This is a genomic window from Pseudomonas sp. SCA2728.1_7, from assembly GCF_018138145.1.
Taxonomy (GTDB): Bacteria; Pseudomonadota; Gammaproteobacteria; order Pseudomonadales; family Pseudomonadaceae; genus Aquipseudomonas; species Aquipseudomonas koreensis_A.
In genome coordinates this window covers 3,496,353-3,522,990 of record NZ_CP073104.1, presented here as the reverse complement: position 1 = coordinate 3,522,990, position 26,638 = coordinate 3,496,353, and the positions used below count along the sequence as shown (strand labels likewise).

The 26,638-nt window shown below is 58.9% G+C and carries 13 protein-coding genes; 8 read left to right on the top strand and 5 right to left on the bottom strand.

The features are described from left to right. The first annotated feature begins 10 nt into the window (after positions 1 to 10). From rpsR to dnaB, 4 genes are all read left to right on the top strand, one after another. Positions 11 to 241: a 30S ribosomal protein S18 gene (gene rpsR / locus KBP52_RS15745; RefSeq protein WP_002551829.1), complete on the top strand. Its 231-nt coding sequence runs from the start codon at positions 11 to 13 to the stop codon at positions 239 to 241. A 36-nt stretch (positions 242 to 277) separates the two neighbouring features. After that, positions 278 to 1,171, top strand: coding sequence for a hypothetical protein (locus KBP52_RS15740; RefSeq protein WP_016983782.1), 894 nt, complete (start codon positions 278 to 280; stop codon positions 1,169 to 1,171). Between the two features lie 19 nt (positions 1,172 to 1,190). Further along, entirely contained in the window at positions 1,191 to 1,637 is a 447-nt protein-coding gene (rplI, locus tag KBP52_RS15735; RefSeq protein ID WP_003186385.1) for a 50S ribosomal protein L9, read from the top strand. Between the two features lie 120 nt (positions 1,638 to 1,757). Further along, positions 1,758 to 3,155, top strand: a complete 1,398-nt coding sequence (gene dnaB, locus KBP52_RS15730; RefSeq protein WP_008078305.1) for a replicative DNA helicase — start codon at positions 1,758 to 1,760, stop codon at positions 3,153 to 3,155. Between the two features lie 42 nt (positions 3,156 to 3,197). On the opposite strand, the gene KBP52_RS15725 is transcribed toward dnaB, so the two are convergent. From KBP52_RS15725 to KBP52_RS15710, 4 genes are all read right to left on the bottom strand, one after another. Then, the gene (locus tag KBP52_RS15725) at positions 3,198 to 7,619 is read right to left on the bottom strand and encodes an NEL-type E3 ubiquitin ligase domain-containing protein (protein WP_249122185.1); all 4,422 of its coding nucleotides are present in this window, start codon (positions 7,617 to 7,619) and stop codon (positions 3,198 to 3,200) included. A 347-nt stretch (positions 7,620 to 7,966) separates the two neighbouring features. After that, positions 7,967 to 10,564 (bottom strand): hypothetical protein, encoded by a 2,598-nt coding sequence (locus KBP52_RS15720; protein ID WP_249122184.1) that lies wholly within the window; start codon positions 10,562 to 10,564, stop codon positions 7,967 to 7,969. A 53-nt stretch (positions 10,565 to 10,617) separates the two neighbouring features. Next, a complete protein-coding gene (locus KBP52_RS15715; protein ID WP_212620513.1) occupies positions 10,618 to 13,194 on the bottom strand; it encodes a hypothetical protein in 2,577 nt (858 codons plus the stop codon). A gap of 47 nt (positions 13,195 to 13,241) precedes the next feature. Further along, on the bottom strand, positions 13,242 to 15,452 hold the full coding sequence (locus KBP52_RS15710; protein WP_212620512.1) for a hypothetical protein: 2,211 nt from the start codon (positions 15,450 to 15,452) through the stop codon (positions 13,242 to 13,244). Positions 15,453 to 15,659: 207 nt separating this feature from the next. On the opposite strand from KBP52_RS15710, the gene KBP52_RS15705 reads away from it, so the two are divergent. Then, complete coding sequence (locus tag KBP52_RS15705) at positions 15,660 to 17,972, top strand: YgiQ family radical SAM protein (RefSeq protein ID WP_064388640.1); 2,313 nt, start codon at positions 15,660 to 15,662, stop codon at positions 17,970 to 17,972. 277 nt (positions 17,973 to 18,249) lie between these two features. On the opposite strand, the gene KBP52_RS15700 is transcribed toward KBP52_RS15705, so the two are convergent. Further along, positions 18,250 to 19,391 (bottom strand): IS3 family transposase gene (locus KBP52_RS15700; protein WP_212620511.1). Its coding sequence is split into 2 segments (ribosomal slippage): positions 18,250 to 19,139 and positions 19,139 to 19,391, totalling 1,143 coding nucleotides; the frame shifts between segments, so codons are not numbered across the junction. 485 nt (positions 19,392 to 19,876) lie between these two features. Between KBP52_RS15700 and KBP52_RS15695 the strand changes: the two genes are divergently transcribed. The 3 genes from KBP52_RS15695 to KBP52_RS15685 all read left to right on the top strand — a co-directional run bounded on the left by KBP52_RS15695 (position 19,877) and on the right by KBP52_RS15685 (position 26,617). Then, positions 19,877 to 23,152, top strand: a complete 3,276-nt coding sequence (locus tag KBP52_RS15695) for a transglutaminase family protein (protein ID WP_212620510.1) — start codon at positions 19,877 to 19,879, stop codon at positions 23,150 to 23,152. A gap of 88 nt (positions 23,153 to 23,240) precedes the next feature. Further along, positions 23,241 to 25,727, top strand: a complete 2,487-nt coding sequence (locus KBP52_RS15690; protein WP_212620509.1) for a circularly permuted type 2 ATP-grasp protein — start codon at positions 23,241 to 23,243, stop codon at positions 25,725 to 25,727. Beyond that, a complete protein-coding gene (locus KBP52_RS15685; RefSeq protein WP_212620508.1) occupies positions 25,727 to 26,617 on the top strand; it encodes a transglutaminase family protein in 891 nt (296 codons plus the stop codon). Before KBP52_RS15690 ends, KBP52_RS15685 begins: the two co-directional genes overlap by 1 nt. Positions 26,618 to 26,638 lie beyond the last annotated feature (21 nt).

The following is a 26,638-nucleotide window of genomic DNA, read 5'->3' as shown; positions in this document are numbered from 1 at the left end:
AGCCTATCAAATGGCACGTTTCTTCCGTCGTCGTAAATTCTGCCGTTTCACCGCTGAAGACGTGAAAGAGATCGATTACAAAGATCTCAACACTCTGAAAGCTTACGTATCCGAGACCGGCAAAATCGTTCCAAGCCGCATCACCGGTACCAAAGCTCGTTATCAGCGTCAGCTGGCCACCGCTATCAAGCGCGCCCGCTTCCTGGCCCTGCTGGCCTACACCGACAGCCACGGCCGCTGAGACCGGGCAGTCGACAAGTAGCAAAGGATTGAATGCATGCGTGCCTTAGCTGAGTTCATCATGCGAGGCCGTATGCAGGCCACTCTCGTGGTGGCCGGATGTGCAACATTGCCGTTGTTGTATTGGTTGGGCGCTGCCGCGGGGAGCCTTGTGCTGCTGCGGCGCGGACTGACGGACGCCCTGGGTGTTCTGTCTCTGGGGCTGCTGCCGGCATTGATCTGGTGGCTGTACGCCGATGACCCACGGGCACTTCTGGTGCTGCTGGGGTCTTCGGGACTTGCGTTGGTTTTGCGCGCAAGTGAGTCCTGGGTTCGCACGCTGCTGGTCAGCGTAGTGATTGGAGTGGTGTTTTCGGTGGTGCTCGGGGCTGCGTTTGCGGCCCAGATCGAGATGCTCGCGCAGGCCTTGATAAAGGTCATGCCAGCGCTTCTCGGTGAGACCTACAAGCAATTGTCGGTCGATGAGCAAGCGCGTTTCGCGTCCCTGATTGCACCGGTCCTGACCGGACTGATTGCGGCTTTGTTGCAAATCGTCAGCGTGCTGAGCCTGATTGTCGGGCGGCATTGGCAGGCGTTGTTGTACAACCCGGGTGGTTTTGGTCGCGAGTTTCGCGCCATCCGGATCCCGCTGGGGCCGGCGATGTTACTGCTGGCGTTGATGCTTCTGGGCCCGAATCTCGGTGCACAGATGGCCATGTTGACGCCGTTGTGCAGTGTACCGCTGGTGTTCGCCGGACTTGCCCTGATTCACGGGCTGGTCGGGCAGAAGCGACTGGCCGGTTTCTGGCTGGTGGGGTTGTACGTCACGCTGCTGTTGTTCATGCAGCTGATCTATCCGTTGCTCGTGGTCCTGGCCATTGTCGACAGCCTGATTGATTTTCGCGGTCGTCACGTGTCGAAAGACACCGATAACGCGAACGGTGAAGGTTAAAAGTTAAGAGGATTTCCACATGCAACTGATCCTTCTGGAAAAAATCGCCAACCTGGGCAACCTGGGCGACAAAGTAAACGTTAAGGCCGGTTACGGCCGTAACTACCTGCTGCCTTTCGGCAAAGCTACCGCTGCGACCGCTGCCAACCTGGCTGCGTTCGAAGAGCGTCGTGCTGAGCTGGAAAAAGCTGCCGCAGACCGTAAAGCATCGGCTGAAAGCCGTGCTGCCCAACTGGCCGAGCTGGAAGTGACCATCACTGCCACCGCTGGCGACGAAGGCAAGCTGTTCGGTTCGATCGGTACTCACGACATCGCTGACGCACTGACCGCCTCCGGCGTTGAAGTTGCGAAAAGCGAAGTTCGTCTGCCGAACGGCACCATCCGCAACGTGGGTGAATTCGACGTGGCTGTGCACCTGCACGCCGAAGTTGAAGCCACCGTACGCGTTGTCGTGGTAGCAGCTTAAGTAACACCTGATCGGCTGGCGGCTTGTCCGTCAGACGGTTAACATCGGGCACGATCCTGTTTACAGGTCGTGCCCTTTGTCTTTCTGAACTCCCTGTTTTTCCAAACAACACAAGTGGCCATGAACGATATCTCCGCTCCCGAGCAATACGATCTGCAAACCGCTGCCCTGAAGGTGCCGCCGCATTCCATCGAGGCCGAACAGGCTGTACTCGGTGGTCTGATGCTGGACAACAACGCCTGGGAACGCGTGCTCGATCAAGTCTCCGACGGCGATTTCTATCGACATGACCACCGTCTGATCTTCCGTGCGATCGCCAAACTGGCCGATCAGAACTCCCCAATCGACGTCGTGACCCTTGCCGAGCAATTGGACAAGGAAGGTCAGACCTCGCAAGTCGGTGGCCTCGGTTACCTCGGCGAACTGGCGAAAAACACGCCATCCGTCGCCAACATCAAGGCCTATGCGCAGATCGTCCGCCAGCGTGCGACGTTGCGCCAACTGATCGGCATCAGCACCGAGATCGCCGACAGCGCCTTCAACCCGGAAGGCCGCACCGCCGAGGAAATTCTCGACGAAGCGGAGCGGCAGATCTTCGCGATTGCCGAGGCCCGCCCGAAAACCGGCGGCCCGGTGGGCGTGAATGACTTGCTGACCAAGGCCATCGACCGCATCGACACCTTGTTCAACACCGACAACGCCATCACCGGCCTGTCTACCGGTTACACCGACCTCGACGAGAAAACCAGCGGCCTGCAACCGGCCGACCTGATCATCGTCGCCGGTCGTCCGTCGATGGGTAAAACCACCTTTGCGATGAACCTGGTGGAAAACGCCGTACTGCGCAGCGATAAAGCGGTTCTGGTGTATTCGCTCGAGATGCCAGGTGAATCGCTGGTCATGCGTATGCTCTCCTCGCTAGGCCGCATCGACCAGACCAAGGTGCGTTCCGGTCAGTTGGAGGATGACGACTGGCCGCGCCTGACCTCGGCAGTCAACCTGCTCAATGACCGCAAGCTGTTCATCGACGACACCGCCGGTATCAGCCCTTCGGAAATGCGTGCGCGTACCCGGCGTCTGGCGCGTGAACACGGTGAGATCGGCCTGATCATGATCGACTACCTGCAACTGATGCAGATTCCGGGTTCCGGCGGCGACAACCGAACCAACGAAATTTCTGAAATCTCGCGTTCCCTGAAAGCCCTGGCCAAGGAATTCAATTGCCCGGTGGTGGCGCTGTCTCAGCTCAACCGTTCCCTCGAGCAACGGCCGAACAAACGTCCAATCAACTCCGACCTCCGGGAATCCGGAGCGATCGAGCAGGACGCCGACGTGATCATGTTCGTCTACCGCGACGAGGTGTATCACCCGGAAACCGAACACAAGGGCATCGCCGAAATCATCATCGGCAAGCAGCGTAACGGCCCGATCGGTTTTATCCGTCTGGCGTTTATCGGCAAGTACACCCGCTTCGAAAACCTTGCGCCGGGCAGTTACAACTTCGACGACGACGAGTGATAGCAGGCCGAAATCATTCGGCCTGCTGTCACGCTGTATCGATTACACCGTTGCGTCGCTCGGTCGCGGAGTTTCATCTGCAGGCGTGACGTTGGCAGGAGACGCCTCGATGGTTGTTCGAGGCTGCAGTTCCTGACGCGTCAGCGTCTGAATCAAAGTCGCTTCGACAATCGCCAGTTGCGCGGTCACATCATCGGTTTGTGAATTGTATTGAGCCTCGCTCAGCAGGCGTTGCGCCGACTGACCGTCCAGAACCGCTTGACGGTCTTGAAACGGCTGACGACCCGCATCGAATTGCGCCTGGTACTTGTGAATGATGAAGTCTTGCCAGAAATCCATCGATACCAGCGCCTGAAACTCTTCGGGCGAATCATTCAATGCGATGACTTTTCGATAGGCCACATCCAGCATGGCTGGAGTCACGCCGGCCATACCGATAAACGAGAGTGTCTGCGGCTGAAACGGCAGTTGCAGCCGATCCTTGAGGCCAAAGCGGTAGGCCATGGTCATTTCATGGGGGTCGCGTATGCGCAGGCCAAGGCTGTTTCGCAGCTCCAGGGATGTCGCCGGATCGTCGATGATTGCCCTGCTTGAGGCGATCTCTGCCGCCGCAAAGTCGTCAACCTGCTTCAGACGAAACAAGCCTTTGGACAATTCCACCAATGGCGCGCCATTCATATCCTGACCGGCCTGCACGCGAGCCTTGTGAGTCATGGCCAGTACTTGCAGGTCGGTGAAAGTCGCTGCGGCGAGATCAGTGCAGCCGGCTTCGCACGCACGATCGAACAGCTCCCTGCGCAAGGTGCGCGTCTGCGCAGTGTCCCCGGTGATGACATCGATTACGTCCCAGGCCTGGCGCCGGAAATCGGCATGGTGAACGCGGCTCGCCAGAATGTTGAAGAAACCGTCCGAACCTTCCTGCTCGCGCAACGCGCGCCATTGAGCTTTTCTGGCGGTTACCTGATCGACGGTTAATCCCGCCGTCCATCGCGGATCCGGCTCCATGGCGTCTCTTGCAATGGGGCGTCGTGCAACGGTGGCAGACGTCGAGATCAGGTTGGGTGTTCGGTTCAGTGGCGTGCCGACTAACCTCAGTCGCTCGCCATAGGTTCGCAACTGCAGGCGGCTGGCGTCCGACAACGGATTGTTGCTCACCAGAGTGCCACTGTTGACCTGAACCGAATGCGCCAGGCGCTCCAGGGTCAGTGGAATGACAAAGTCAGGAATCGTGGTGATCTGATTGTGACTCAGATCGATTCCGGTCAGTAATGGCTGATCAAACAGACCGGTCGGCCATTGGCTGATACCCGTTCTCGCCAGATTGACCTCGCGCATATCGGTGATCTGGCTGAAATCCGGTATCACGCCGAGTTGCGGGTTGTTGTCTATCCAGAGTGCCCTGAGCGTTGTGCGCCCGGCCAGTATCCGCGCTGTTTCTGCATTGAGCTCCAGTTGATTGTGTTGCAAAAACAGGCGCGTCATCCCATGCATTTCGCCCACGGCCGGGGGCAAGTCCCTGAGCCGGTTGTTCGACATGTCCAGCCAGCGCACATGGCGAAAACGGGTGAGAAAACCTTCCGGAGATGCGGTCAGGTTCATGCCGCTCAACCGCAGTGAGCCAACATGGCTGAAGTCTATGCTCAGGTCTGGCAGGGTCGGCAATGTCAGGCCGCTCAAGTCGAGTTCCAGACCGATTGGCGTGCCGTCGAAAGCGTGCTTCTGCTCTGTTTCACGCCGCCAGCAACTGATGATCCGATCCCGCGCTGAGTTGCGTTCATTGCGGGTTGTAGCGTTGATTTGCAACTGATTGGCACGCACGTAACGCAGGCGATTGCCGCCTCCGGAAAAGACCCAATCGTCGAGCTGACTTTTCAGCAACTCGAACTCTTGTTCCAGCGCGAGCAAGCGTGGTGCAACGGTGCCGCTGGCTTGATTCCAGATAAATTCCCTGCACTCTTTGATGCTCTTGGTCGGGTACAGGCTTCGATAACGCTGCGCCCTCGAGTTCTCGCTATCGAATACGGCGGGATTGGCTGGCTCCAGCAGTTCAGGATGAGACTCTTTCAAGCGTCGCCAGTAGGTGTCGAATTTTCTCCAGTAAGCGGAGGGAAAGTCGTTGCCCTCAAGCAGCGTGACATTGTTGATTCGCGCGACGGTGGACAGAGTCTCGGGTGTCGGGTTGAGGTTCGGCTGGGGGACCTCGCTCAAGCGATTGTCGCGCAGGTCCAGGCTGGTCAAACCGGCTTTGTCCAGTAGTCCGGCCGGCCACTGACGGATGCCGGTGTTTTTCAGATTCAAGACCTGCAACCCGGACATGGCGCTGAAGTCGGGCACTGTGCGCAACTGATTGCTGGACAGATCGATCTGTTTCAACTGGTGTAATCCGCTCAGCGCCAAAGCGCTTTGATCATCCAGTTTTATCAGGTTCGAACTCAGGTTCAGATGGGTGAGTTTGTCCATCTCGGCTATTTTGTTCGGCAATTTATCAATGCCGGACCGGATGATGGTCAGGCTTTCCAGGTTCGGGCAGTTGGACAGAAGCGTATTAGCGGTGTCGGACCAGATAACCGAATCGAGAGTGAGCGATTTGACGTGACTGAAATCCACGGTCAGCAAGGGCAGCGGGCCGTATATCGGTGGCAGTTTCAGGATGCCCTCCGATTCGCCCAGCCAGCAGCCTCTGATGATTCTTGCCAGGCGGGTTGCGTTGATTCTTTCCGGGCCTTTGATTCTGGCAGGGCCGGGCTGACTGTCGGCTATGTAGGCTTGCAGTTGCGTTTCCAACAAATCGAAACCGGCAATGCGTTGAGCTATCTGACTTTCGGCGCCATCGCCCAGGCCGATCAGATACTCCCTGGCGGCTTGCAGATCTTTGTCCGGGTACATGCGCCGCACCATCGCAACTTCAGGAATGTCTCCATCCAGTCTGAATGCGTCGGCCCGAGAGCCGGTGCGCATTGCCGGATAATCGGCCACCACACGCCGCCAATACACTTCGAGCGATCGCCAATAACCGTTAGGGAAGGGGTTGCCTTCTATCAGCGTAACCGCGTTGATACGGGCGATGGCCAAGAGCTGATCGCTTGGCGGGTTGAGGATCGTCTGCGGAATTTCGCGCAGTTGGTTGTTGCGCAAGTCGACCAGCTCCAGCGCCACCTGCTCGTGTAAACCGCTGGGCCAGTGATCCAGTCGGGTGTTGTTCAGGTTTAATGACCGAAGTTGCGACATGCCACTGAAGTCAGGTGTTTTACCAAGCGGGTTGCTCGATAGATCGAGGTTCTCGAGCTGGTTGAGCGCACCCGGTTTCACCGCTGCATGTTCATTCAGCTCAATGCGATTGGAGTTCAGATCCAGAGTCTTGAGAGCGGACATCTGTGCGATACCCGGCGGCAGCTTGTCCAGGGTGGAGTGGGTCACCGCCAGTTTTTCCAGGTTGGGGAAACTGCCAAGGAAGGTGTCGGCGGTGTCCGACCAGGCAACCGCGGTCAGCTCCAGCGTGCGTACATGGCTGAAATCAGCCGTCAGGGGCGCAAGGATCGCATCCCCCAGATCCAGTTTCAGCGTCGTCCCGGTCTGCCGTTTCCAGCAGCGCTTTATTTCTTCGACGGCACGCTCCACGGAGGGGTGTGCAGGTTCGGTGGGCGACTCTGAGGACGTCTTCTTGATCCAGGCTGCAAGGTCTGCCTTGAGCGACTTGTATTTGGCTTCTCGCTGGTCCAGATAATTGCGCACGTCATCCCCCTGTGAGCGCAAAAGCTGAGTGATCTCCTCTTTCTTGAGGTCCGGAAACAGTCTCCCCGCGCGGGACTCGGGTGTGCGCAAGCGATTGATCGCCGTCGCAAAACGTTGCAGCAGATTTGGCTGGGCGGGGCTGCCTGACTCGCTGCGGAACATCCCGCCGGCACCACCGACCTCGGTTCCCAGCCAGCCTTCGTGAGCATCGAAAATTATCGGTTCCGACCGTCCCGGACGCGTTGCGATATAAGTATTGGTGCTGTCGCCGGCAACCGGATCTTGCGCACGGACAATACGCATCACCGGAGTCGATGGGGTCGAGGCATCGATGTCGTGCAGTACCTGATAGGTGTGGTTGTCGATCACCGCATAGAGTTTGCCGTTGAAGCGGTGGAGTCCATCGTTGCCGCGTTGCACGCCGCTGAAGTCCAGTTGCGTACGGAAGGCCTCCAGGCGGGTGGGCGACAACGGCACGCCGATCGGCTCGAACTGCTCCAGTTCATGCCAGATACCTGAGCTGGATTCACGCAGCAGTACCGGGCCCGAGGGCCTGGACTCACTGGGCAGTCTGGCTCGATACAGTCCGGTTTGCGGATCATTGCCAACCAGTACGATGCCACCGGGCACATCAGCGTATTGGCGGCCCTTGTGCGTTCTCAAGCCGTCTGCGTTGCGATCCGACAAACCGGTGGCGGATGGAACCCAGTAATGCTCCAGGGAATCACTCACGGAGCGCGGAGTTTCAATCGACCCCGTGGGTGGATGAACCGTGATGGTCGGTGCCGGCTCTATCGCATCGAGGTCAGCTTGCGTCCCCGATCTGCCGGGTCGTGGCGAATGGCCTCCCGGCGTCGGGATCTCGACATCTGCGCGCAGTGGCAGGTCGAGGCGCGGAGTGTCGATGTCTGGCAAAGGGGTTTGTCGAACGGAGGTATTTGCGGAATGGTTGCCTTTGGGAGGCGATTTAACGGGCATGTCTTTCTATCCTTGTAGAGTTTGCACATCGGCTCGCATAGACAGGAACTGATGGCAGGGGCGGCGTCATTGCCTGGTTGATCGTGTAAGCCCAATACCCTTCACTCGGGTTTGGGGGGCACGGCAGCGGGGCTGGCCAGTGCAAATATTTTTGTCGCGGTCTTGCCGTCGAAGGTCTGCCGCCAGATGGCCACGTGCGGTAGGCCGGCCTGTTCATCGCGGCGCTGAGACTCGATGCCGCGTCTACTCTGTGCGAGCGTTTTGAGGTGACCCCCTCTTGTCTTGAAATTCAGGGGCAGAGCGTCGTGTTGGTCATAGTGGAAATGGGCTTCCCACAAGGGTGTGTCGTCGGCACGGTCACGGAGCGAATAAACGTCGAGAAACGACTTGCTTTCGCCTTTGCCCAACTGCTTGCGGTCAACGGTCTTGATCACATTGAGCTCGTCGGCGTCCATCAAATAGTTCACGCGCATGATGTCGAGCTCGTGCTTGTTTTTGTACATGCGCACCAGAACGCTTTGGCCTTGAGTGGTCAGTAAATCAGCCGCGGTTCGCAGGCGTGCAGTCAGGTCGAGGATTTCGCCTTCATCGGGGGCGGCTTCGAGGCTTTGCAGGCGTCTTGCCTGCTCGGCCAGGCTTTCCGAGGCTTTATCCAGGTCGTCCAGTATCTCGCTCGGATTGGTGTTTTTTGTCTCATCCATCCTGGCCTTGGCAACGTGTTGTTCGACTTCTGCCAGCAACTGTCTGGCCTCGGCGATAAGTTGTGGCCGGGGTGTTCGAGTAATGGGCGAGCGCACACGCAACCATTCGCCTTGTCTTTTTTCGTAGCGCGCAGAGGGAGAGTCGGGGCGCAGTGGATCGGGTACCTTGACGATGACGTTGCCGTCCTGAGTCGTTTCCATGTCCCCGACCAGTACCCGGTAAGTGCCATGCTGACGGACACGGAAAACTTTCCTCGGCGGTACCGGGCGAGCATTTTCGGAAGGGTCGGGCTGCGGTGGAACAAAATCGAAATCGATGTCGTGGTTGACGCTTGGCAGCGCGGTGTTGCGATCAAACGAGTCAAGAATTTCGCTTAGCCTGTTTTCGATGCGCTTCTCGAATGGACCGATCAGGTTGAGAATTTCCCTGATGTAGTCGGTCCTGGAAGCATCGGTGGCCGCCAGTTGCATTTCAAAGCGGGACTTGTCTGTCCTTATCTGATCAAGGGTTAACAACAACGCCATCGGGTGATCGCGCTGCGGAACGTTTTTCAAATCGCCGGTGATCAAGTCGATGGACGCAAGCGAGGGCATGGTTGTATTGGGCGCATGGTCGGGCGTACCCGCAAACAAGTGAACGAAGAGCGTCAACTTGTTGAAGTTGATGCGCTCGGCCGATGGCACTTGCTGCCTGATTTCTTCGAGTGTCGGGACCGCTCCGGGATCGGCTTTTCTGATTTCAGCCATGACCACTTCCCGCTCCTCGATAAACCGGAGTTTCTTGTTCAAGTGGGGGATGATCTTCTTGCAGCTGTCGGCGTCGAGTCTTGAGACCGTGGGCTTGACCCTCAGGTCCATGGCCGCCATGAGCCGGTTCAGAAACTCCGCACGTTCTATTCGGAAGGTGTGCAGTTCCTGCTTGAACAGCCCGCTTGCTTTCGCGTGGATCAGCCAGTTCTTGTTGAGAAGAAGCGACTCCACGAAGTCCGCTTGCTTGTGAATGTGCTTGAGCAGATTCACTTCAACGTTGAGCAGCCTCGCGTTTCTCTGCGCACTGCCCTCAGGCAATTCTCTGGCCCCAGCCCACAGGTAGTTATGACGGTCAGACGAATGTTTCAGCTCCGCATGGGCCTGCTGAAAAGGCTCATACATCTGCAACAGAACCTCTTTGCTTAACCGGGCAATCTCCGCGTCCTGGATGCCACCCTTCAGGGGTGGCAAATGATAGACCCAACGGTTTGTCTCATCGCGCCGGACAGTTCGCGTTTCGCCGATGCGGCTGGCCCGGTAGATGTTCGCGCTGTCGATTGCCACGGGGTCTTTCGGGTTGACGATACGCCACACTTTTTGTGTCGAGGTGGAGGCGCTCACGTCGTGCATGACCTGATAAACATGATTGTCGATGGTCAGGTACAACCGGCCTTCGTGGCGAAATACGCCTTCGCCGACGGCCCTGGTGCCTGTGAAGTCCGGATTCGTGCGAAGCGTCTGCAGGTGAGTATCGAACCCGGCAACGGCGTCACCGTCATTGAGCGAATGCCAGAGACCGCTGTCGGCGTCGCGCAGCAATAGCGGCCCTGATGCAATCCGTTCGACGGCGAGTCGGGCGCGGTAGAGGCCCGTCTGCGGGTCTACGCCGACCATAACGATGCCGTCGTAGGCCACGTCGACATATGCGCGTCCCTTGAGCATCCTCAAGCCTTCAGGATTGGCCGGCGGCATACGATCAGGTACCGCGAGCCAGTAATGCTCCAGCGGTTGAGGCCCTGGTGTGCCGGTTTTTTCTAATGTCGAATGCGCGATGACGACGGTTGACGGTCTGATCGCGTCGAGGCTGGCCATGCTGTGGGGGGGGACCGGTCGCGTCTGGGAACCAAGAGCAAACGACGATTTCAGTGTCGTACGCGGTGCTTGCCCCGTGTGACCGTGCAGCGGTGCATCCGGACGAGAAGGACCGTCGGCATGGGTGGTGCCCTTGACGGTTTTTTTGGGAGCCATGTTTTTCATCCTTGAAAAAAATCCCTCAGCCCCTGGTTCGGGGAGAGGCTGCTTTATGAAGCCAACTGGAATATTTGCTGCGCTGTCGACAGGTCGATGTCTTCACGCCAGATCCGCACGTGTGCTCGACCGGCCTGTTCATCCCGGCGCTGGGATGACGTGCCGAGCCTGCTTTGCTGCAGGGTCTTCAGGTGGCCACCCTTGGCAGTGAAGTTCAGCGCCGGGCTGTCTTTGTCTGCGTAGTGAAAATGGGCGTGCCACAACGGCGTATCGGTTTGCCTGTCGTTCAGGGTGTAAACATCGAGAAAGTCTTTTTTGTTGCCTTTCCCCAGCTGCACCCGGACGTGGGTTCTGGTAGCGCTGAGATGCCCGTGGTTGATCAGGTACGCCACTCGATCAATGCTCAGATAGGCCGGGTCTTTGTACAGCCGCAGGCGAATCTCTTCGCTTTCATTGAGCAGGCGCTGGCTGTCGTATTCCAGACGCTGGAGCAACGTGGCCGTATCAACGGCACCGGGATTCGGGGCTTGTTCTATTTGCCGGGTGACGTCAGTGAGGTCGTCGGCCCGGTCACTGAGGAATTCGACGATGCTGGTGGCGTTGCGTTTCGCGCGCTCATCGCGCCAGGCCGTGTGCAAGTGAGAATCGGTTTTTTCCAGAAGCTGTTCGGCCTGGGTGGTCAATGTCGCCAGATTTTTTTCTTGCCGGGCAATCTGGCGGCGCCATTCGCCTTCCCTGCGTTCGTAGGTCTGCAAGACTTCCGTCGGATCATGTGGGTTGATGACATCTATCAACTCTTCGCCGGCAGCTGTACGGCGTGGCCGACCGACACGAATCCTGTAGACACCGTGGTGTTTGCTGCGAAACATCTTGCGCGGTGCGGCGCTCGGCTGGTTCCGGTTTTGCACAGGGATAAAGTCGAAATCAATCGGTTGCTCGTGGGGCGGCAGCGCTGACGTCGTGTCCTGCTCTTGGTGGAAACGGTTCAGGTGCTCTTCCAGCGTACCCTCGAAGGTGCGGATGGCCGCGACGATTTCTTCTCGTGACCGGCTATGGTGCGCGCCGTTCGGCAGTTGCAGTTCCTCGTAAGAGACTCTGATTGCCGACGTCTGATCCAGCAGATCGCTGAGCAATGCAATGCGCGCTTGCTCAGGGATGCTGCCGAACGCACGGAAGGCAAACGTGACTTCGCCAAAACAGAACCCGAGGTATCGGGCGTGGGCGTTGTTGACGTCGACTGTAGCCTCCGTATCGACGAACATCCGGCTTTTGGCGTAAACCCAGAAGGCCACGGTATCGTGCAGATCCATCGGCTCGAACGCTGCATCATTCAACTCGCTTTGCGACAAGCGCCACTTGTTCAGCAGTTCATCGGCAATGGCCTGACGTTGTCTGAGAAGCTCCAGCTTGCTCGACAGGTGGGCTGCGACCTTGGCGTGGTCTGAAACCGGACCGCCGAAGATCGGTCCGTCGAGGAGTTGCCGCGAATCATTGGCGATCATCAGTTGGTTGAGCGTCAGCAGTCGGCCTTTTTGCAGCATGATGACTTTCTTGCGGTAGGTCGTGCCGCCTCTGGCCGCGACGATCTGCTCCCTTTGTTCAGTGTGCACGCCGAGGGTTTTTTCGAGTATCGACAGCTCCCGTTGATGGTGTCCTTCGAGTTGCTCCAGTACGTTGCGCTCGCCATCGGTGCCTTTCAGCGCCCGCCAACGGTTTTGTAACTGCTCGCCCTTGGCCATCGCCTGGTCGAACTCCAGATCCAGTGCCTGCAGTTCGAATATCAGGTCGGCCACGCGCGCGGCTTCCGTTGGCTTTGCACTGCGACGCATGCCCCCCGCACCACCCACCAGCGTGCCCACCCATCCGCGCCGAACATCAAAGGCAATCGGCTCCGATCTTCCCGGACGAGTAGCGACGTAAACATTGCCGGGATCGGCAGCCACGGGATCGGCAGGACGGACGATCCGCATTACGGTCAATGCCGGCGAAGACGCATCGAGATCGTGCAGGACTTGATAGGCGCGGTTTTCGATGACGACATAGAGCTTGTTGGCGTATCGATGCACGTGGTCCTGGCCGGCTCGCGCAGTGCTGAAATCCAGCTCGGTGGCGAAGGCTTGCAGGCGCGTTGCGGACAAGGCAAAGGTGACAGGTTCGAGCACCTCCAGTGGATGCCAGAGCAAGTCCTGGGGATCACGCAGAAGCGTCGGCCCGGAAGGCATTCGCTCACTGGGGAGTCTGGCCCTGTACAAGCCGGTTTGCGGATCTGCCACGACAGGCACGACGCCGCCGGGCACATCAACGTAGCGACGGCCCTTGAATATCCGCAAGCCCTCTGCGTCGGCAGCAGGCAGCTGGACCTGTTCATCGATCCGGTAATGCTCCAGCGGCAGGCTCCGCGCCGATGCCTGGCTGACGGCCGGGGGCGCATGGCTGATCATGACCGAAGGTGCCGGGGTAATTGCGTCCAGGTCAGCTCCCGCCAGGGTGCTTTGGTGCGAGTGCACGGCGCGGGTGGGCGTTGCGTTGGGTGGCACAAACCGGTGCGGCAAAGGCACGCCTGGCGGTTCGCTGGGACGTGGATGGACATCGACGGTGACGATGCCCCTGATGGGCGATTTCGGTGACATTTTCTTCATCCTTGAAGAAGCGGTGGAACAGCTGTTCAGCCAGGGTTTCACGACGCCAGGTCGAAGATTTTCTGCGCTGTCTTGCGATCGAGGGTCAGTCTCCAGATGGCGACATGCGGACGCCCGGCCTGTTCATCCCGGCGTTGGGACGAGACACCTGCGCGGGCTTGATCAAGCGTTTTCAGATGACCGCCGCGGTCTTTGAACTCCAGTGCCGAAGAGCCAGTTTTCGGATAGTGAAAATGGGCCTCCCATAATCCCTCACCCGTATGCTTGTCGCTGAGCAGGTAGGTGTCCAGAAACTCTTTGTTCGCGCCCTTGCCCAGCGGCTGCCGGCTTTTGTTGCGTTTGACGCGCAGCTCGTCGAGGCTGATCAGGTGCACCACCCGGTCGGCGCTCAGGTAGCTTTTGTCCTTGAACAGCCGGATGCGGATTGCTTCGGCTTCGTTGCGCAATCGCTGGCTGTCTTGCCTGAGTCGCTGCACGACAGGTTCAACATTGATGTCAGAAGGGTTTGGCGCTTTTTCTATCTGTGGAATGAGGTCATCGAGCACGATGGCTTTGCTGACCAATTCATCCACAATGCCTGATGCATTGTGTTTTGCCGCCTCTTGTTGCCAGGCCGCGCGCAAGTACTGATCGGACATTGCCAAGTGCTGCTCGGCTCCGGTGGTCAGCTTCGACAGGCTTTCTTCCAGGGGCGCTACACGGCGGTGCCACTCTCCCTCGCGCCGTTCATACGTCTGCAGGATCTCGTCGGGTTGGTGTGGGTGCATGACATCCATCAGTTCCTCGTCAGCGGCACCTCGTCGCGGTTGGCCGAGGCGGATCTTGTGAACGCCGTTCTGTTTGCTGCGGAACATCCTTGTCGGCATGGATGCCGGTTGGTTTGCACGTTGAGCCGGTATGAAGTCGAAGTCGATGGACTGATCGGACGAGGGTAGTAATGGAAGGCTTTCCAGATCACGGTGATAGAGGGCCAGCCGATCTTCCAGCGTACTCTCGAATGACCTGATGGCGTCGATGATCTCTTGCCGGGACGTGATGTGGGCGGAAGGGAACTCAAGGTACTCAAATGAATTCCTGATCGAGGTGCATTGTTCCAGCAGATCGCTCAATACAGGAATGCGGGCCTCCTGCGGGATAGCGTCGACATCGAGAAAGGCGCGCGTCAGTTCTGAAAACGGCAATGAAAGGAATACCGGCATGCGACTACCCTGTTCGGCGGCCAGCACCTGACACTTTGAATGCAGCCAGTCGGCAGTGTCTTTGTGTATTTCCATAGGGTCGTAACCCCACTCGGAAAAATCGTTTTGGTTGTATTGCGATTTCTGCAGTAGTTCCTCGGCAATGATTTGGCGCTTGCGTAAAAGCGCCAGTTTGCTCTTCAAGTAACCGGCGTTCGAACGATGTTGTTCGAGAGTGACCGCCGTCCCGGGCTGCGTTTCGATCAGTTTGCGCCGATCACTGGCCTGCATGATTCGGCAAAGAACTTCGAATCGCTTTAGTTGAATCTTGAACAGTTCTGCCTCGTAAACGCTGATGCCTTTGTAGATCAGCAGTGAGACCTGTTCCTTGAGGTAGAAATCGAAGCATTTGTCCACAGCGGCCAGATGTCTGTGGTACTGAAGCTCATATTTGACGATTGCAGTTCGTTCGCCCTCTTGACCCTTCGATTCGAACCAGACGCTGTGCAGTTCTCTGGCGAGAGCGGCAGACTCATCCATCATTTTCTTATGGCCATCCAGCCCTCCGTTCAGGTCAGTGATAGAGCGAATCGACGGCATGCCCTCCAGCGGCCTCCAGAGTTTGCTCTGCGGGTCAAGCTGCAGCAGCGGGCCGGAAGGATTTCGCTCACTCGCCCGCGTGGCTCGATAGAGGCCCATTTTCGGATCGATCGCCACCAGGACGCAGTGACCGTCCGGCACATCGACGTAACGGCGTCCCTTGAGGATGCGAAAACCCTGCGTGTCGGCAGCAGGCAGGCGGATGTCGGCGGGAATCCAGTAATCCTCCAGCGGTCGTCGCGCAGGTGACGACACCATGGCCGCCCCGGACGCTGACCGGCTGACTGTTACGCGAGGCTGCAAATCGGGTCTGACCGGGTTGCCCGATGTTTCTCCAGAGCTGCTGGTAGATGAACTGGCGAGCACGGGTTGCTGGTTGTGGGGCGCCCGCGGATTAGGGGGGGGCGACTGCGTGGCTCGTGTGGTGGTGTTGCTGGTAAGCGGGCCTTTGGCAGGCAATTTTGGTGACATTTCTTCATCCTTGAAGGGTTGTCACATCAGCCAGCTTCAGCACTGGCCGATGAGTATGTGATTTGAATGGTGATTTTCGTGTCCGGTTATCGGGTAAGTCACGTACCGCGACGGCTGTGAGAGAAACCGACCATTGCCGTCGGAATTGGTCAAAATTTGTGCTATATTCCGCGCCCGCGATTTTTCACTTCAACACCGGTCGTCGACATGCAAGCAGCCAAGCCGTTATTTGACTATCCAAAATATTGGGCCGAATGTTTCGGGCCAGCGCCATTCCTGCCGATGAGCAGGGAGGAGATGGATCAGCTTGGCTGGGATTCCTGCGACATCATCATTGTTACCGGTGATGCCTACGTCGATCACCCGTCGTTCGGCATGGCGATCATCGGCCGGCTGCTGGAGTCGCAAGGCTTCCGCGTCGGGATCATCGCGCAGCCGAACTGGCAGTCCAAAGACGACTTCATGAAGCTCGGCGAGCCGAACCTGTTCTTCGGCGTTGCAGCGGGCAACATGGACTCGATGATCAACCGCTACACCGCGGACAAGAAAATCCGTTCCGATGACGCTTACACGCCAGGCGGTATGGCCGGCAAGCGTCCGGACCGCGCAAGTCTGGTCTACAGCCAGCGCTGCAAGGAAGCCTACAAGCACGTGCCGATCGTCCTCGGCGGCATCGAAGCTTCCCTGCGCCGCATCGCCCACTACGACTATTGGCAGGATCGCGTGCGTAACTCGATCCTGATCGACGCCAGCGCCGACATTTTGCTGTACGGCAACGCCGAGCGCGCGATTGTCGAAGTTGCTCAGCGTCTGTCCTACGGGCACAAGATCGAAGACATCACCGACGTGCGCGGCACCGCGTTCATTCGTCGCGATACGCCGAAAGACTGGTACGAAGTCGACTCGACGCGTATCGACCGTCCGGGCAAGGTCGACAAGATCATCAACCCGTACGTGAACACTCAGGACACCCAGGCCTGCGCCATCGAGCAGGAAAAGGGTCCGGTCGAGGATCCGCAGGAAGCCAAGGTCGTGCAGATCCTGGCCAGCCCGCGCATGACCCGCGACAAGACCGTGATTCGTCTGCCGTCGGTTGAAAAGGTCCGTGGCGATGCGGTTCTGTATGCCCACGCCAACCGCGTGCTGCACCTGGAAACCAACCCGGGCAACGCCCGCGCGCTGGTGCAGAAGCACGGCGAAGTCGACGTCTGGTTCAACCCGCCGCCGATTCCGATGACCACCGAAGAAATGGACTACGTGTTCGGCATGCCGTACGCGCGTGTTCCGCACCCGGCGTACGGCAAGGAGAAGATCCCGGCCTACGACATGATCCGTTTCTCGGTGAACATCATGCGTGGCTGCTTCGGTGGCTGCACCTTCTGCTCGATCACCGAGCACGAAGGCCGGATCATCCAGAACCGTTCCGAAGAGTCGATCATTCGCGAAATCGAAGAGATCCGCGACAAGGTTCCTGGTTTCACCGGCGTCATTTCCGACCTCGGCGGCCCGACCGCGAACATGTACCGCATCGCCTGCAAAACCCCGGAAATCGAATCCGCGTGCCGCAAGCCGTCCTGCGTGTTCCCGGGCATCTGCCCGAACCTGAATACCGACCACTCGTCGCTGATTCAGCTGTACCGCAGCGCTCGTGCCTTGCCGGGTGTGAAGAAAATCCTGATCGCCTCCGGCCTGCGTTATGACCTCGCAGTCGAGTCGCCGGAGTACGTCAAAGAGCTGGTGACCCACCACGTCGGTGGTTACCTGAAGATCGCCCCGGAACACACCGAGGAAGGTCCGCTCAACCAGATGATGAAGCCGGGCATTGGCAGCTATGACAAGTTCAAGCGCATGTTCGAGAAGTACACCAAGGAAGCGGGCAAAGAGCAGTACCTGATTCCGTACTTCATCGCCGCCCACCCGGGCACCACCGACGAAGACATGATGAACCTCGCTCTGTGGCTCAAGGGTAACGGCTTCCGCGCCGACCAGGTGCAGGCGTTCTACCCGTCGCCGATGGCCACCGCCACCGCGATGTACCACTCGGGCAAGAACCCGCTGCGCAAGGTCACTTACAAGAGCGACGGCGTGACCATCGTCAAGAGCGAAGAGCAGCGTCGTCTGCACAAGGCGTTCTTGCGTTATCACGACCCGAAAGGCTGGCCGATGCTGCGTGAAGCGCTGATCCGCATGGGCCGTGGCGATTTGATTGGCCCGGGTAAGGATCAACTGATCCCGACCCATCAACCGGCGACCGACAGCTATCAGAGCGCCCGTCGCAAGAACTCGACGCCAGCCGGCAGCCATAAAGTGGCGAAGGAAGGCAAAGAGAAGACCACCAAGATTCTCACTCAGCACACCGGTCTGCCGCCGCGTGCCAGTGATGGTGGTAATCCTTGGGACAAGCGTGAACAGGCCAAGGCAGCGGCGTTTGCCCGCAACCAGCAGGCGGCCAAGGAGCGCAAGGACGCCGCGAAAGGCAAAGGGCCGAAGCCGACGCGCAAGCCGGTCGTGCCGCGCTAAAGAAAAACGCCAACCTTCGGGTTGGCGTTTTGCATTTTCGGGGGATGGATTTTTGTCGTCTGCAAGATCCATCCCCCTCACCCCAGCCCTCTCCCCCAATGGGGGCGAGGGGGAAGGGAGCAGATCTCCATGCTTTTCAAAACTTGAGTTCGACTCGAGACTTTCAAGTCGGCGTATCTCCAACATCCAACGCGGCCAGTCCCCTCTCCCTCCGGGAGAGGGCTAGGGTTGATCTGGTCAAACGATACTGGACACGGTTATAGGGTTTTACCCTTTTTCATGCCGCCAGGGCCTCCATGTCCACCGGAGTTCGGTAGCCATTGTGACTGTGCAGCCTGATCCGATTGTAATAATGGGTCAGGTAGCGCAATACATCGGTACTGGCCTCATCTTCGTTTCGGTAGCCAGCCTTGGGTATCCATTCAGATTTCAAACTGCCAAAGAAACGCTCCATCGGGGCGTTGTCCCAGCAGTTTCCTCGTCGACTCATGCTTTGTTTTATGCGCATGTCCGCCAGCGTTTCACGAAACACTTTACTGCTGTAATGACAGCCCTGATCCGAATGGAACATTAGGTTTTCAGGGCGTCCTCGCGACTCGAAAGCCATCTTTAACGCTCGACAGGTCAGAGCTGAATCCGGACTTCTGGACATCGCCCAGCCGACGATGCGGCGGGCATGCAGATCAAGTACAGCAGCCAGATAAACCCAGTAAGTAACGGCCCAAATGTAAGTCACGTCGCCACACCACACTCGATTGGGGGCCTCGACTTTGAATTTACGCTCCAAATGATTGGGGGCGTATTGCGCCTCCGCACCGCTGGGTTTGTACCGATGCCTGCGCCGTTGCTGGCTCTTCAAACCGAGCTCGCGCATCAGGCTACGAGCCATGTAACGACCTACCGACTCTTTTTCGTTACACAGCGCTTTTGACAGGCTGCGCGCGCCCATTGAGCCGCGACTTTGCTCATGTAATTCGGCAGCCTTGATCTTTAGGCGATCGCGCCCGACATGCACTTTCGCCCGCTGTTTCAGACGCTCGTAATAACTGCTGCGGTTGATACCAAACACGCCACACAACTCGGATCCTGGATATTGCTCGCTTAACTCCTCGACCAGCCTTACCGATCGAGGGAATCCGACATCAAGAGAGCTGTAGCCTTTTTTAAAATTTCCTTCTCGCGCTCAATCCGTCGAATTGTTGCTTCCAGTTCCTGGATGCGTTGTTGGTCAACGGTCATGGCCTTGGACTTCTCAGGCGTCTTGCCACTGCGCTCCGCACGCAGTTGCTCAACCCAGCGACGCAGAGCTGTAGGGCCCACGCCCATTGCTTCGCAGGCTTCACTCACCGAATAGTCTTTATCCAAAACCAGGCAAGCCGCATCCCGTTTGAAATCTGTGGAAAAATATCGTCTGGTCAAATCACACCTCTTCGTTGGGCGTAGATTAACGCCCTTTAGGAGTGTCCAGAATCATTAAGCCAGATCAGGTGAGGGGCTCTTCGCTACAGATCTCCTTGCTTTCCAAAATCCGGGTTCGACTCAAGACTTTCAAGTCGGCATATCTCGAACATCCAACGCGGTCAGTCCCCTCTCCCTCCGGGAGAGGGTTAGGGTGAGGGGCTCTTCGCTACAGACCTCCTTGCTTTTCAAAATCCGGGTTCGACTCAATACTTTCAAGTCGGCATATCTCTAACATTCACCTCGGTCAGTCCCCTCTCCCTCGGGGAGAGGGTTGGGGTGAGGGGCTCTTCGCAACATTTACGTGCAATCAGCCCAAACCATTTCCCCGCATCGCCCGATTTTGGTGCTGTACTGCCCTAAGCATTCCGGGAAAGCGCCCAAGCCTCTGCATGGCATAAGTCTTGCGCGCTTTCGAATACGCTTAGGCTCGCAGGAGGCACGCCGTGTCGATTCATGTCGCATTGCATCACGTCACGCACTACCGCTACGACCGCGCTGTCGAACTCGGCCCGCAGATCGTTCGCCTGCGCCCGGCTGCCCACAGCCGCACGCGGATTCTGTCGTATGCGCTGAAAGTCTCGCCCGAGCAGCATTTCATCAACTGGCAGCAAGACCCGCAGGGCAACTACCTCGCCCGATTGGTGTTCCCCGAGAAAACCAAAGAATTGCGCATCGAAGTCGATCTGCTCGCCGAGATGGCGGTGTTCAATCCGTTCGACTTCTTCCTCGAACCCTATGCCGAGAAAATCCCTTTCTCCTACGCCGCCGATGAGCGCAAGGAGCTGGCGCCGTACCTCGAAACCCTGCCACTGACGCCGAAATTCAAAGCCTATCTGGACGGAATTGACCGCACGCCGCTGCCGGCGGTGGACTTCCTCGTGGCGCTCAACCAGCGCTTGAGCGAAGACATCGGTTACCTGATCCGCATGGAACCGGGCGTGCAGACGCCGGAACACACCCTTGAGCATGCCTCGGGTTCCTGCCGCGACTCGGCGTGGCTACTGGTGCAGTTGCTGCGTAACCTCGGCTTGGCTGCACGATTTGTCTCCGGCTACCTGATTCAACTCACGGCAGACGTGAAGAGCCTCGACGGCCCGTCCGGCACTGAAGTCGATTTCACCGACCTGCACGCCTGGTGCGAGGTGTATCTGCCGGGCGCGGGCTGGATCGGCCTCGATGCGACTTCCGGGCTGTTTGCCGGTGAAGGGCATATCCCGTTGGCCTGTAGTCCCGATCCGTCCTCGGCGGCGCCGATCAGTGGCTTGGTCGAGCCCTGCGAATGTGAGTTCAGCCACGAAATGTCGGTGGAACGGATCTGGGAGGCGCCGCGCGTCACCAAGCCCTACACCGATGAGCAGTGGCTGGCGATTCAGGCGCTCGGCCGGCAGATCGATGCCGACCTGCTGGCGGATGACGTACGCCTGACCATGGGCGGCGAGCCGACCTTCGTCTCCATCGATGACCCGGATGGCGCCGAGTGGAATACCGCTGCGTTGGGCGCGGATAAACGTAGGCTTTCCGCCGAACTGTTCCAGCGCATGCGCAAACACTACGCACCGAAAGGCCTGGTGCATTTTGGTCAGGGCAAATGGTATCCCGGCGAGCAACTGCCGCGCTGGTCGCTCAATTGCTACTGGCGTCGTGACGGCGTGCCGATCTGGCACAACGATGCCTTGATCGCCGACGAGCAACAGGATTACGGCGCCACTGGCGAATTGGCCGGGCGCTTCCTCGCCAGTGTCGCTGAGCGCCTGAAGTTGCCTACACGTTTTGTGTTCCCGGCCTACGAAGACAATTTCTATTACCTCTGGCGCGAGGGAACATTGCCGAGCAACGTCAGCGCCGAAGATTCGCGTCTTGAAGAGCCGCTTGAGCGCGCACGCCTGCGCAAAGTCTTCAGTCAGGGCCTGAATAAAGTCATTGGTCAGGTGCTGCCGCTGGCGCGCACGGCCAAGGGCGATCAGTGGCAGAGCGGGCGCTGGTATCTGCGTGATGAGCACTGCCGGCTGGTGCCGGGAGATTCGCCGCTGGGCTATCGCTTGCCGCTGGGTTCGCAGCCGTGGGTGAAAGCCGCCGAGTATCCGTTTATTCATCCACAGGACCCGAATCAGGATTTCCCCGAGTTGCCGCAAACTGCGCTGCTCAATAGTCCAGGCGAACCGGCAGCGGCTGACGAACGCGTGCCGAAGACCGACGAATCTGCCGACTGGCTGACCCGCACCGCATTCTGCGCTGAGGCACGCGAAGGGCGTTTGTACTTGTTCATGCCGCCGCTGGAGCGGGTCGAGGATTATCTGGAGCTGGTGGCCGCCATCGAGGCCACCGCCGAAGAACTGCATTGCCCGGTGTTGCTGGAAGGCTACGAGCCACCGAGCGATCCGCGTCTGAGCAATTTCCGTATCACCCCGGATCCGGGCGTGATCGAAGTCAACGTGCAGCCGTCGGCAACATGGGACGAGTTGGTCGAGCGCACCGAATTTCTATATGAACAGGCGCGCCAGACGCGGCTGACCACCGAGAAATTCATGATCGATGGTCGCCACACGGGTACCGGTGGCGGTAACCACTTTGTTCTCGGCGGTGCGACGCCGGCCGACTCACCGTTCCTGCGTCGCCCCGATCTGCTGCGCAGCCTGATCAGTTACTGGCATAACCATCCGTCACTGTCGTATCTGTTTTCCGGCTTGTTCATCGGCCCGACGTCTCAGGCGCCGCGTGTCGATGAGGCGCGCAATGACGCCCTGTACGAACTGGAAATCGCCTTCGCGCAGATGCCCGAGCCAGGCGAGGAATGCGCACCGTGGCTAGTCGATCGACTGCTGCGCAATTTGCTGATCGACGTCACCGGCAATACGCACCGTGCCGAGTTCTGCATCGACAAACTGTACTCGCCGGACGGCGCCACCGGACGTCTTGGCTTGCTGGAATTGCGCGCGTTTGAAATGCCGCCCCATGCGCGGATGAGTCTGGCCCAGCAGTTATTGCTGCGGGCGCTGGTCGCACGTTTCTGGCGTGAGCCTTATGCACCGCCGAAACTGGCGCGCTGGGGCACCGAGCTGCACGACCGTTTCTTGCTGCCACACTTTATCGAACAGGACTTTGCCGACGTCATCGTCGAACTCAACAGCGCTGGCTATCCACTGCGCGCGGAATGGTTTGCCGCGCATCAGGAATTTCGTTTTCCCAAGGTCGGCGATTACGCCGTTAACGGTATCGAGCTCGAATTGCGTCAGGCGCTGGAGCCATGGCATGTCCTGGGTGAGGAGGGCGCGGCAGGTGGCACAGTGCGTTACGTCGATTCATCGCTGGAGCGCCTGCAGGTCAAGCTCAAAGGCTTGCCGCCGCAGCGTTATCTGCTGACCTGTAATGGCATCGCCGTGCCATTGCATCCGACCGGACGCGTGGGAGAGTTCGTCGCCGGGGTGCGTTATCGCGCGTGGCAACCGGCTAACTGCTTGCAGCCGACCATCCCGGTGCACGCGCCGCTGGTGTTCGACCTGCTCGACACCTGGATGGGGCGGTCGCTGGGCGGTTGTCAGTACCATGTCGCCCATCCGGGCGGGCGCAATTACGAGACATTGCCAGTCAACGCCAACGAAGCGGAGAGCCGGCGGATGGCGCGATTCTTCCGCATCGGACACACGCCGGGGAAACTTCCTGTACCGAATGTAGAAATCAGTGACGAGCTACCGATGACAATCGATTTGCGACGTTTCTAAGGCCTACGCGACACGCGGATTTTTCGTATATCCGCGCGTCATCTGCCTGCGTTAGTCTGACCGTTCCTTGCTGTCTGCCGAGTTTTCCATGCCTGACCTGCTAGACCGCTACCCGCTTACGGCGGGCACTTATCATGAACTGCTCGAAGGCAGTGGTGCGGTGCGCCCGCACTGGCGGCGGCTGTTCGATCAGTTACAGCGCAGCACCCCGGCGCAACTGGTGCAGCGTCAGGCATTGCTGGCACGGCAGATTCAGGAAAACGGTGTCACGTATAACGTCTATGCCGATCCCAAAGGCGCGGATCGGCCTTGGGAACTGGATCTGCTGCCGCATGTGATAGCCGCCGATGAATGGCAGCAATTGTCGGCAGGCATCGCTCAGCGTGCGCGCCTGCTTAATGCTGTGTTGGCGGACTTGTACGGCCCGCAACGGCTGATCAGCGAGGGTTTGTTGCCGGCAGAGCTGGTGTTTGGTCACAACAATTTTCTCTGGCCGTGTCAGCATATCGCGCCGCCGGAAGAGATATTTCTGCACCTGTACGCCGTGGATCTGGCACGTACGCCGGACGGGCGCTGGTGGGTGACTGCCGATCGCACACAAGCGCCATCGGGCGCCGGGTATGCCCTGGAAAACCGCACCATCGTGTCCCGTGCCTTTCCCGAGTTGTACCGCGATCTGAAGGTGCAGCATCTGGCGGGTTTCTTCCGCGCATTGCAGGAAATCCTCGCGCGTCAGGCGCCAAGTGACGATGAGGCGCCGCTGGTGGTGCTGCTCACACCGGGGCGCTTCAACGAAAGTTATTTCGAACATTTGTATCTGGCTCGTCAGCTTGGTTACCCGCTGGTCGAGGGCGGTGACCTGACGGTGCGCGATGCCACGGTCTATCTGAAAACCCTCAGTGGTCTGCGTCGGGTGCACGCGATCATGCGCCGGCTCGATGATGATTTCTGCGATCCGCTGGAGCTGCGCACGGACTCGGCGCTTGGCGTACCCGGGTTGCTTGAGGCGGTGCGTCAGGGCCGCGTGCTGGTGGCCAACGCATTGGGCAGTGGCGTGCTGGAGTCGCCGGGATTGCTTGGGTTTCTGCCCAAGATCAATCAATACCTGTTTGGCGAAGAACTGATCCTGCCGTCGATTGCGACGTGGTGGTGCGGTGAGGCGCCGGTATTGGCGCAAGCCCTGGAAAAACTGCCCGAACTGCTGATCAAACCGGCGTTCCCCTCGCAAAGCTTCGCACCTGTGTTCGGCCGTGATCTGAGTGAAAAACAGCGTCAGGTGCTTGCCGAGCGCATGCAGGCACGCCCTTATGCTTATGTGGCGCAAGAATTGGCTCAGTTGTCCCACGCGCCGATCTGGCAGGCAGAAAATGGACAACTGCAACCACGGGCGATCGGCATGCGTATGTACGCCGTGGCCAGTGGTGAGGGTTATCGCGTGCTTCCCGGTGGTTTGACCCGGGTGGCCGCCGAGGCCGATGCCGAAGTGGTATCAATGCAGCGCGGCGGCGCCAGCAAGGACACTTGGGTGCTCGGTGATCGCCCGCCCAGTGGCGAGCAATGGAAGAGTCAGCGAAGCGTCGGCGTGCACGATCTGGTGCGACGCGACCCTTATCTCCCGTCGCGAGTCGTTGAGAACCTGTTCTGGTTCGGCCGTTACTGTGAGCGCTGTGACGACAGTGCGCGGCTGCTGCGCATCATGCTTGCGCGGTATGTCGATGGTGATGACCCGCAAGCGTTGCAGGCGGCGGTCGACCTCGGTGAGCGGCTGACGTTGCTGCCGGACGAAGGTGAACTTCCTGAGCGCCTGTTGGCAGCGCTGCTGGGTGAGGATTGGTCGTTCAGTCTGCGTTCCAACCTGCAGCGTTTGCAGTGGGCGGCCTCGCAGGTGCGTGGCAAGCTCTCGCGCGAGAACTGGCAGGCGTTGGTGGAGTTGCAGCGCGAAGCGATGGACCTGGACACCGACGAACCCGACTTCGGCGAGCTGCTGGATTTCCTGAATCGGCTGGTGATGTCGCTGGCGGCGTTGTCCGGGTTTGCCCTCGACGACATGACTCGCGACGAAGGCTGGCGGTTTCTGATGATTGGCCGGCGCATCGAGCGACTGCAGTTTCTCAGCAGCAGCCTCGCGGCATTTCTGCGTGGTGCCGGCGCATTCGATCAGGCTGGGCTGGAGTGGCTGCTGGAGTTGGGCAACAGCAGCATCACCTACCGCTCACGTTATCTGGCCGTGGCGCAATTGATTCCAGTGCTCGACCTGTTGCTGCTCGACGAGCAGAACCCGCACGCGGTGTTGTTCCAGTTGAAACTGGTGACCCGCACGTTAAAGCGCTTGAATGATGATTTCGGTGTTCCACGGGAAGCGGGGTTGCCGCAGTTGGTCGAGCGTCTTGCGCGTTTTGATCTGGGTTGCCTGGAGAACCCATTGTTCGGTGAGTCCAGCGTACGAGCGGCTCTGAATGGTCTGGCGGATCTGCTGCAAGAGATTGCAGATGCCAGCGGTCAGGTCTCGGATCGTCTGGCCCTGCGCCATTTCGCCCATGTCGATGACGTCAGCCAACGCACGGTGTCTGTCTGATGAATGCTCGATACCAGATCTTCCACGACACCTGTTACCACTACGACAGCCCGGTGTCCCTGGCGCAGCAACTGGCGCACTTGTGGCCGCGAAAATGCGAATGGCAGCGCTGCACCGATCAGCAATTGCTGATCAGTCCGGACCCGACAGCACGCCGTGATGAGCTGGATGTGTTTGGTAATCCGTTGACCCGGCTGGCCTTTGAGCGGCCGCATGACGAATTGCAGGTCAATGCACAACTCACCGTTGAAGTGCTGGCGCGGCCGGCGCTGGACTTCAAGCAGTCACCCGCGTGGGAGCTGACCCGCGATGCGCTGAGTTACAGCAGTCAGCCGTTGTCCGCTGAATTACTCGAAGCCTGTCGCTACCGGTTTCAGTCACCGTACGTGCATCTGAAGCGCAGTTTCGTCGAATTCTCGCAATGTTGTTTTCCGCCGGACACGCCGTTGCTGCTGGGCGTGCAGGACTTGATGCAGAAGATCTTCAGCGAATTCACTTTCGATGCCGAGGCGACTCAGGTGGCGACACCGCTGGTGGAGGTGCTGGAGCGACGACGCGGGGTTTGTCAGGACTTTGCGCATTTGATGCTGGCGTGCGTGCGCTCGCGAGGCTTGGCGGCGCGCTACATCAGTGGTTATTTGCTGACGCAGCCGCCACCGGGGCAGCCACGCTTGATCGGCGCCGATGCGTCGCACGCCTGGGTGTCGGTGTTTTGTCCGGTGCTGGGCTGGGTGGATTTCGATCCGACCAACAATGTGCAGCCGGCGCTGGAGCACATCACGCTGGCGTGGGGGCGGGATTTTTCCGACGTGTCACCGTTGCGCGGGGTGATCCTTGGCGGCGGCAATCACGACCCGGAAGTGCGCGTTACCGTAATGCCCCTGGATTAACGCCGATCAAACTGTAGGAGT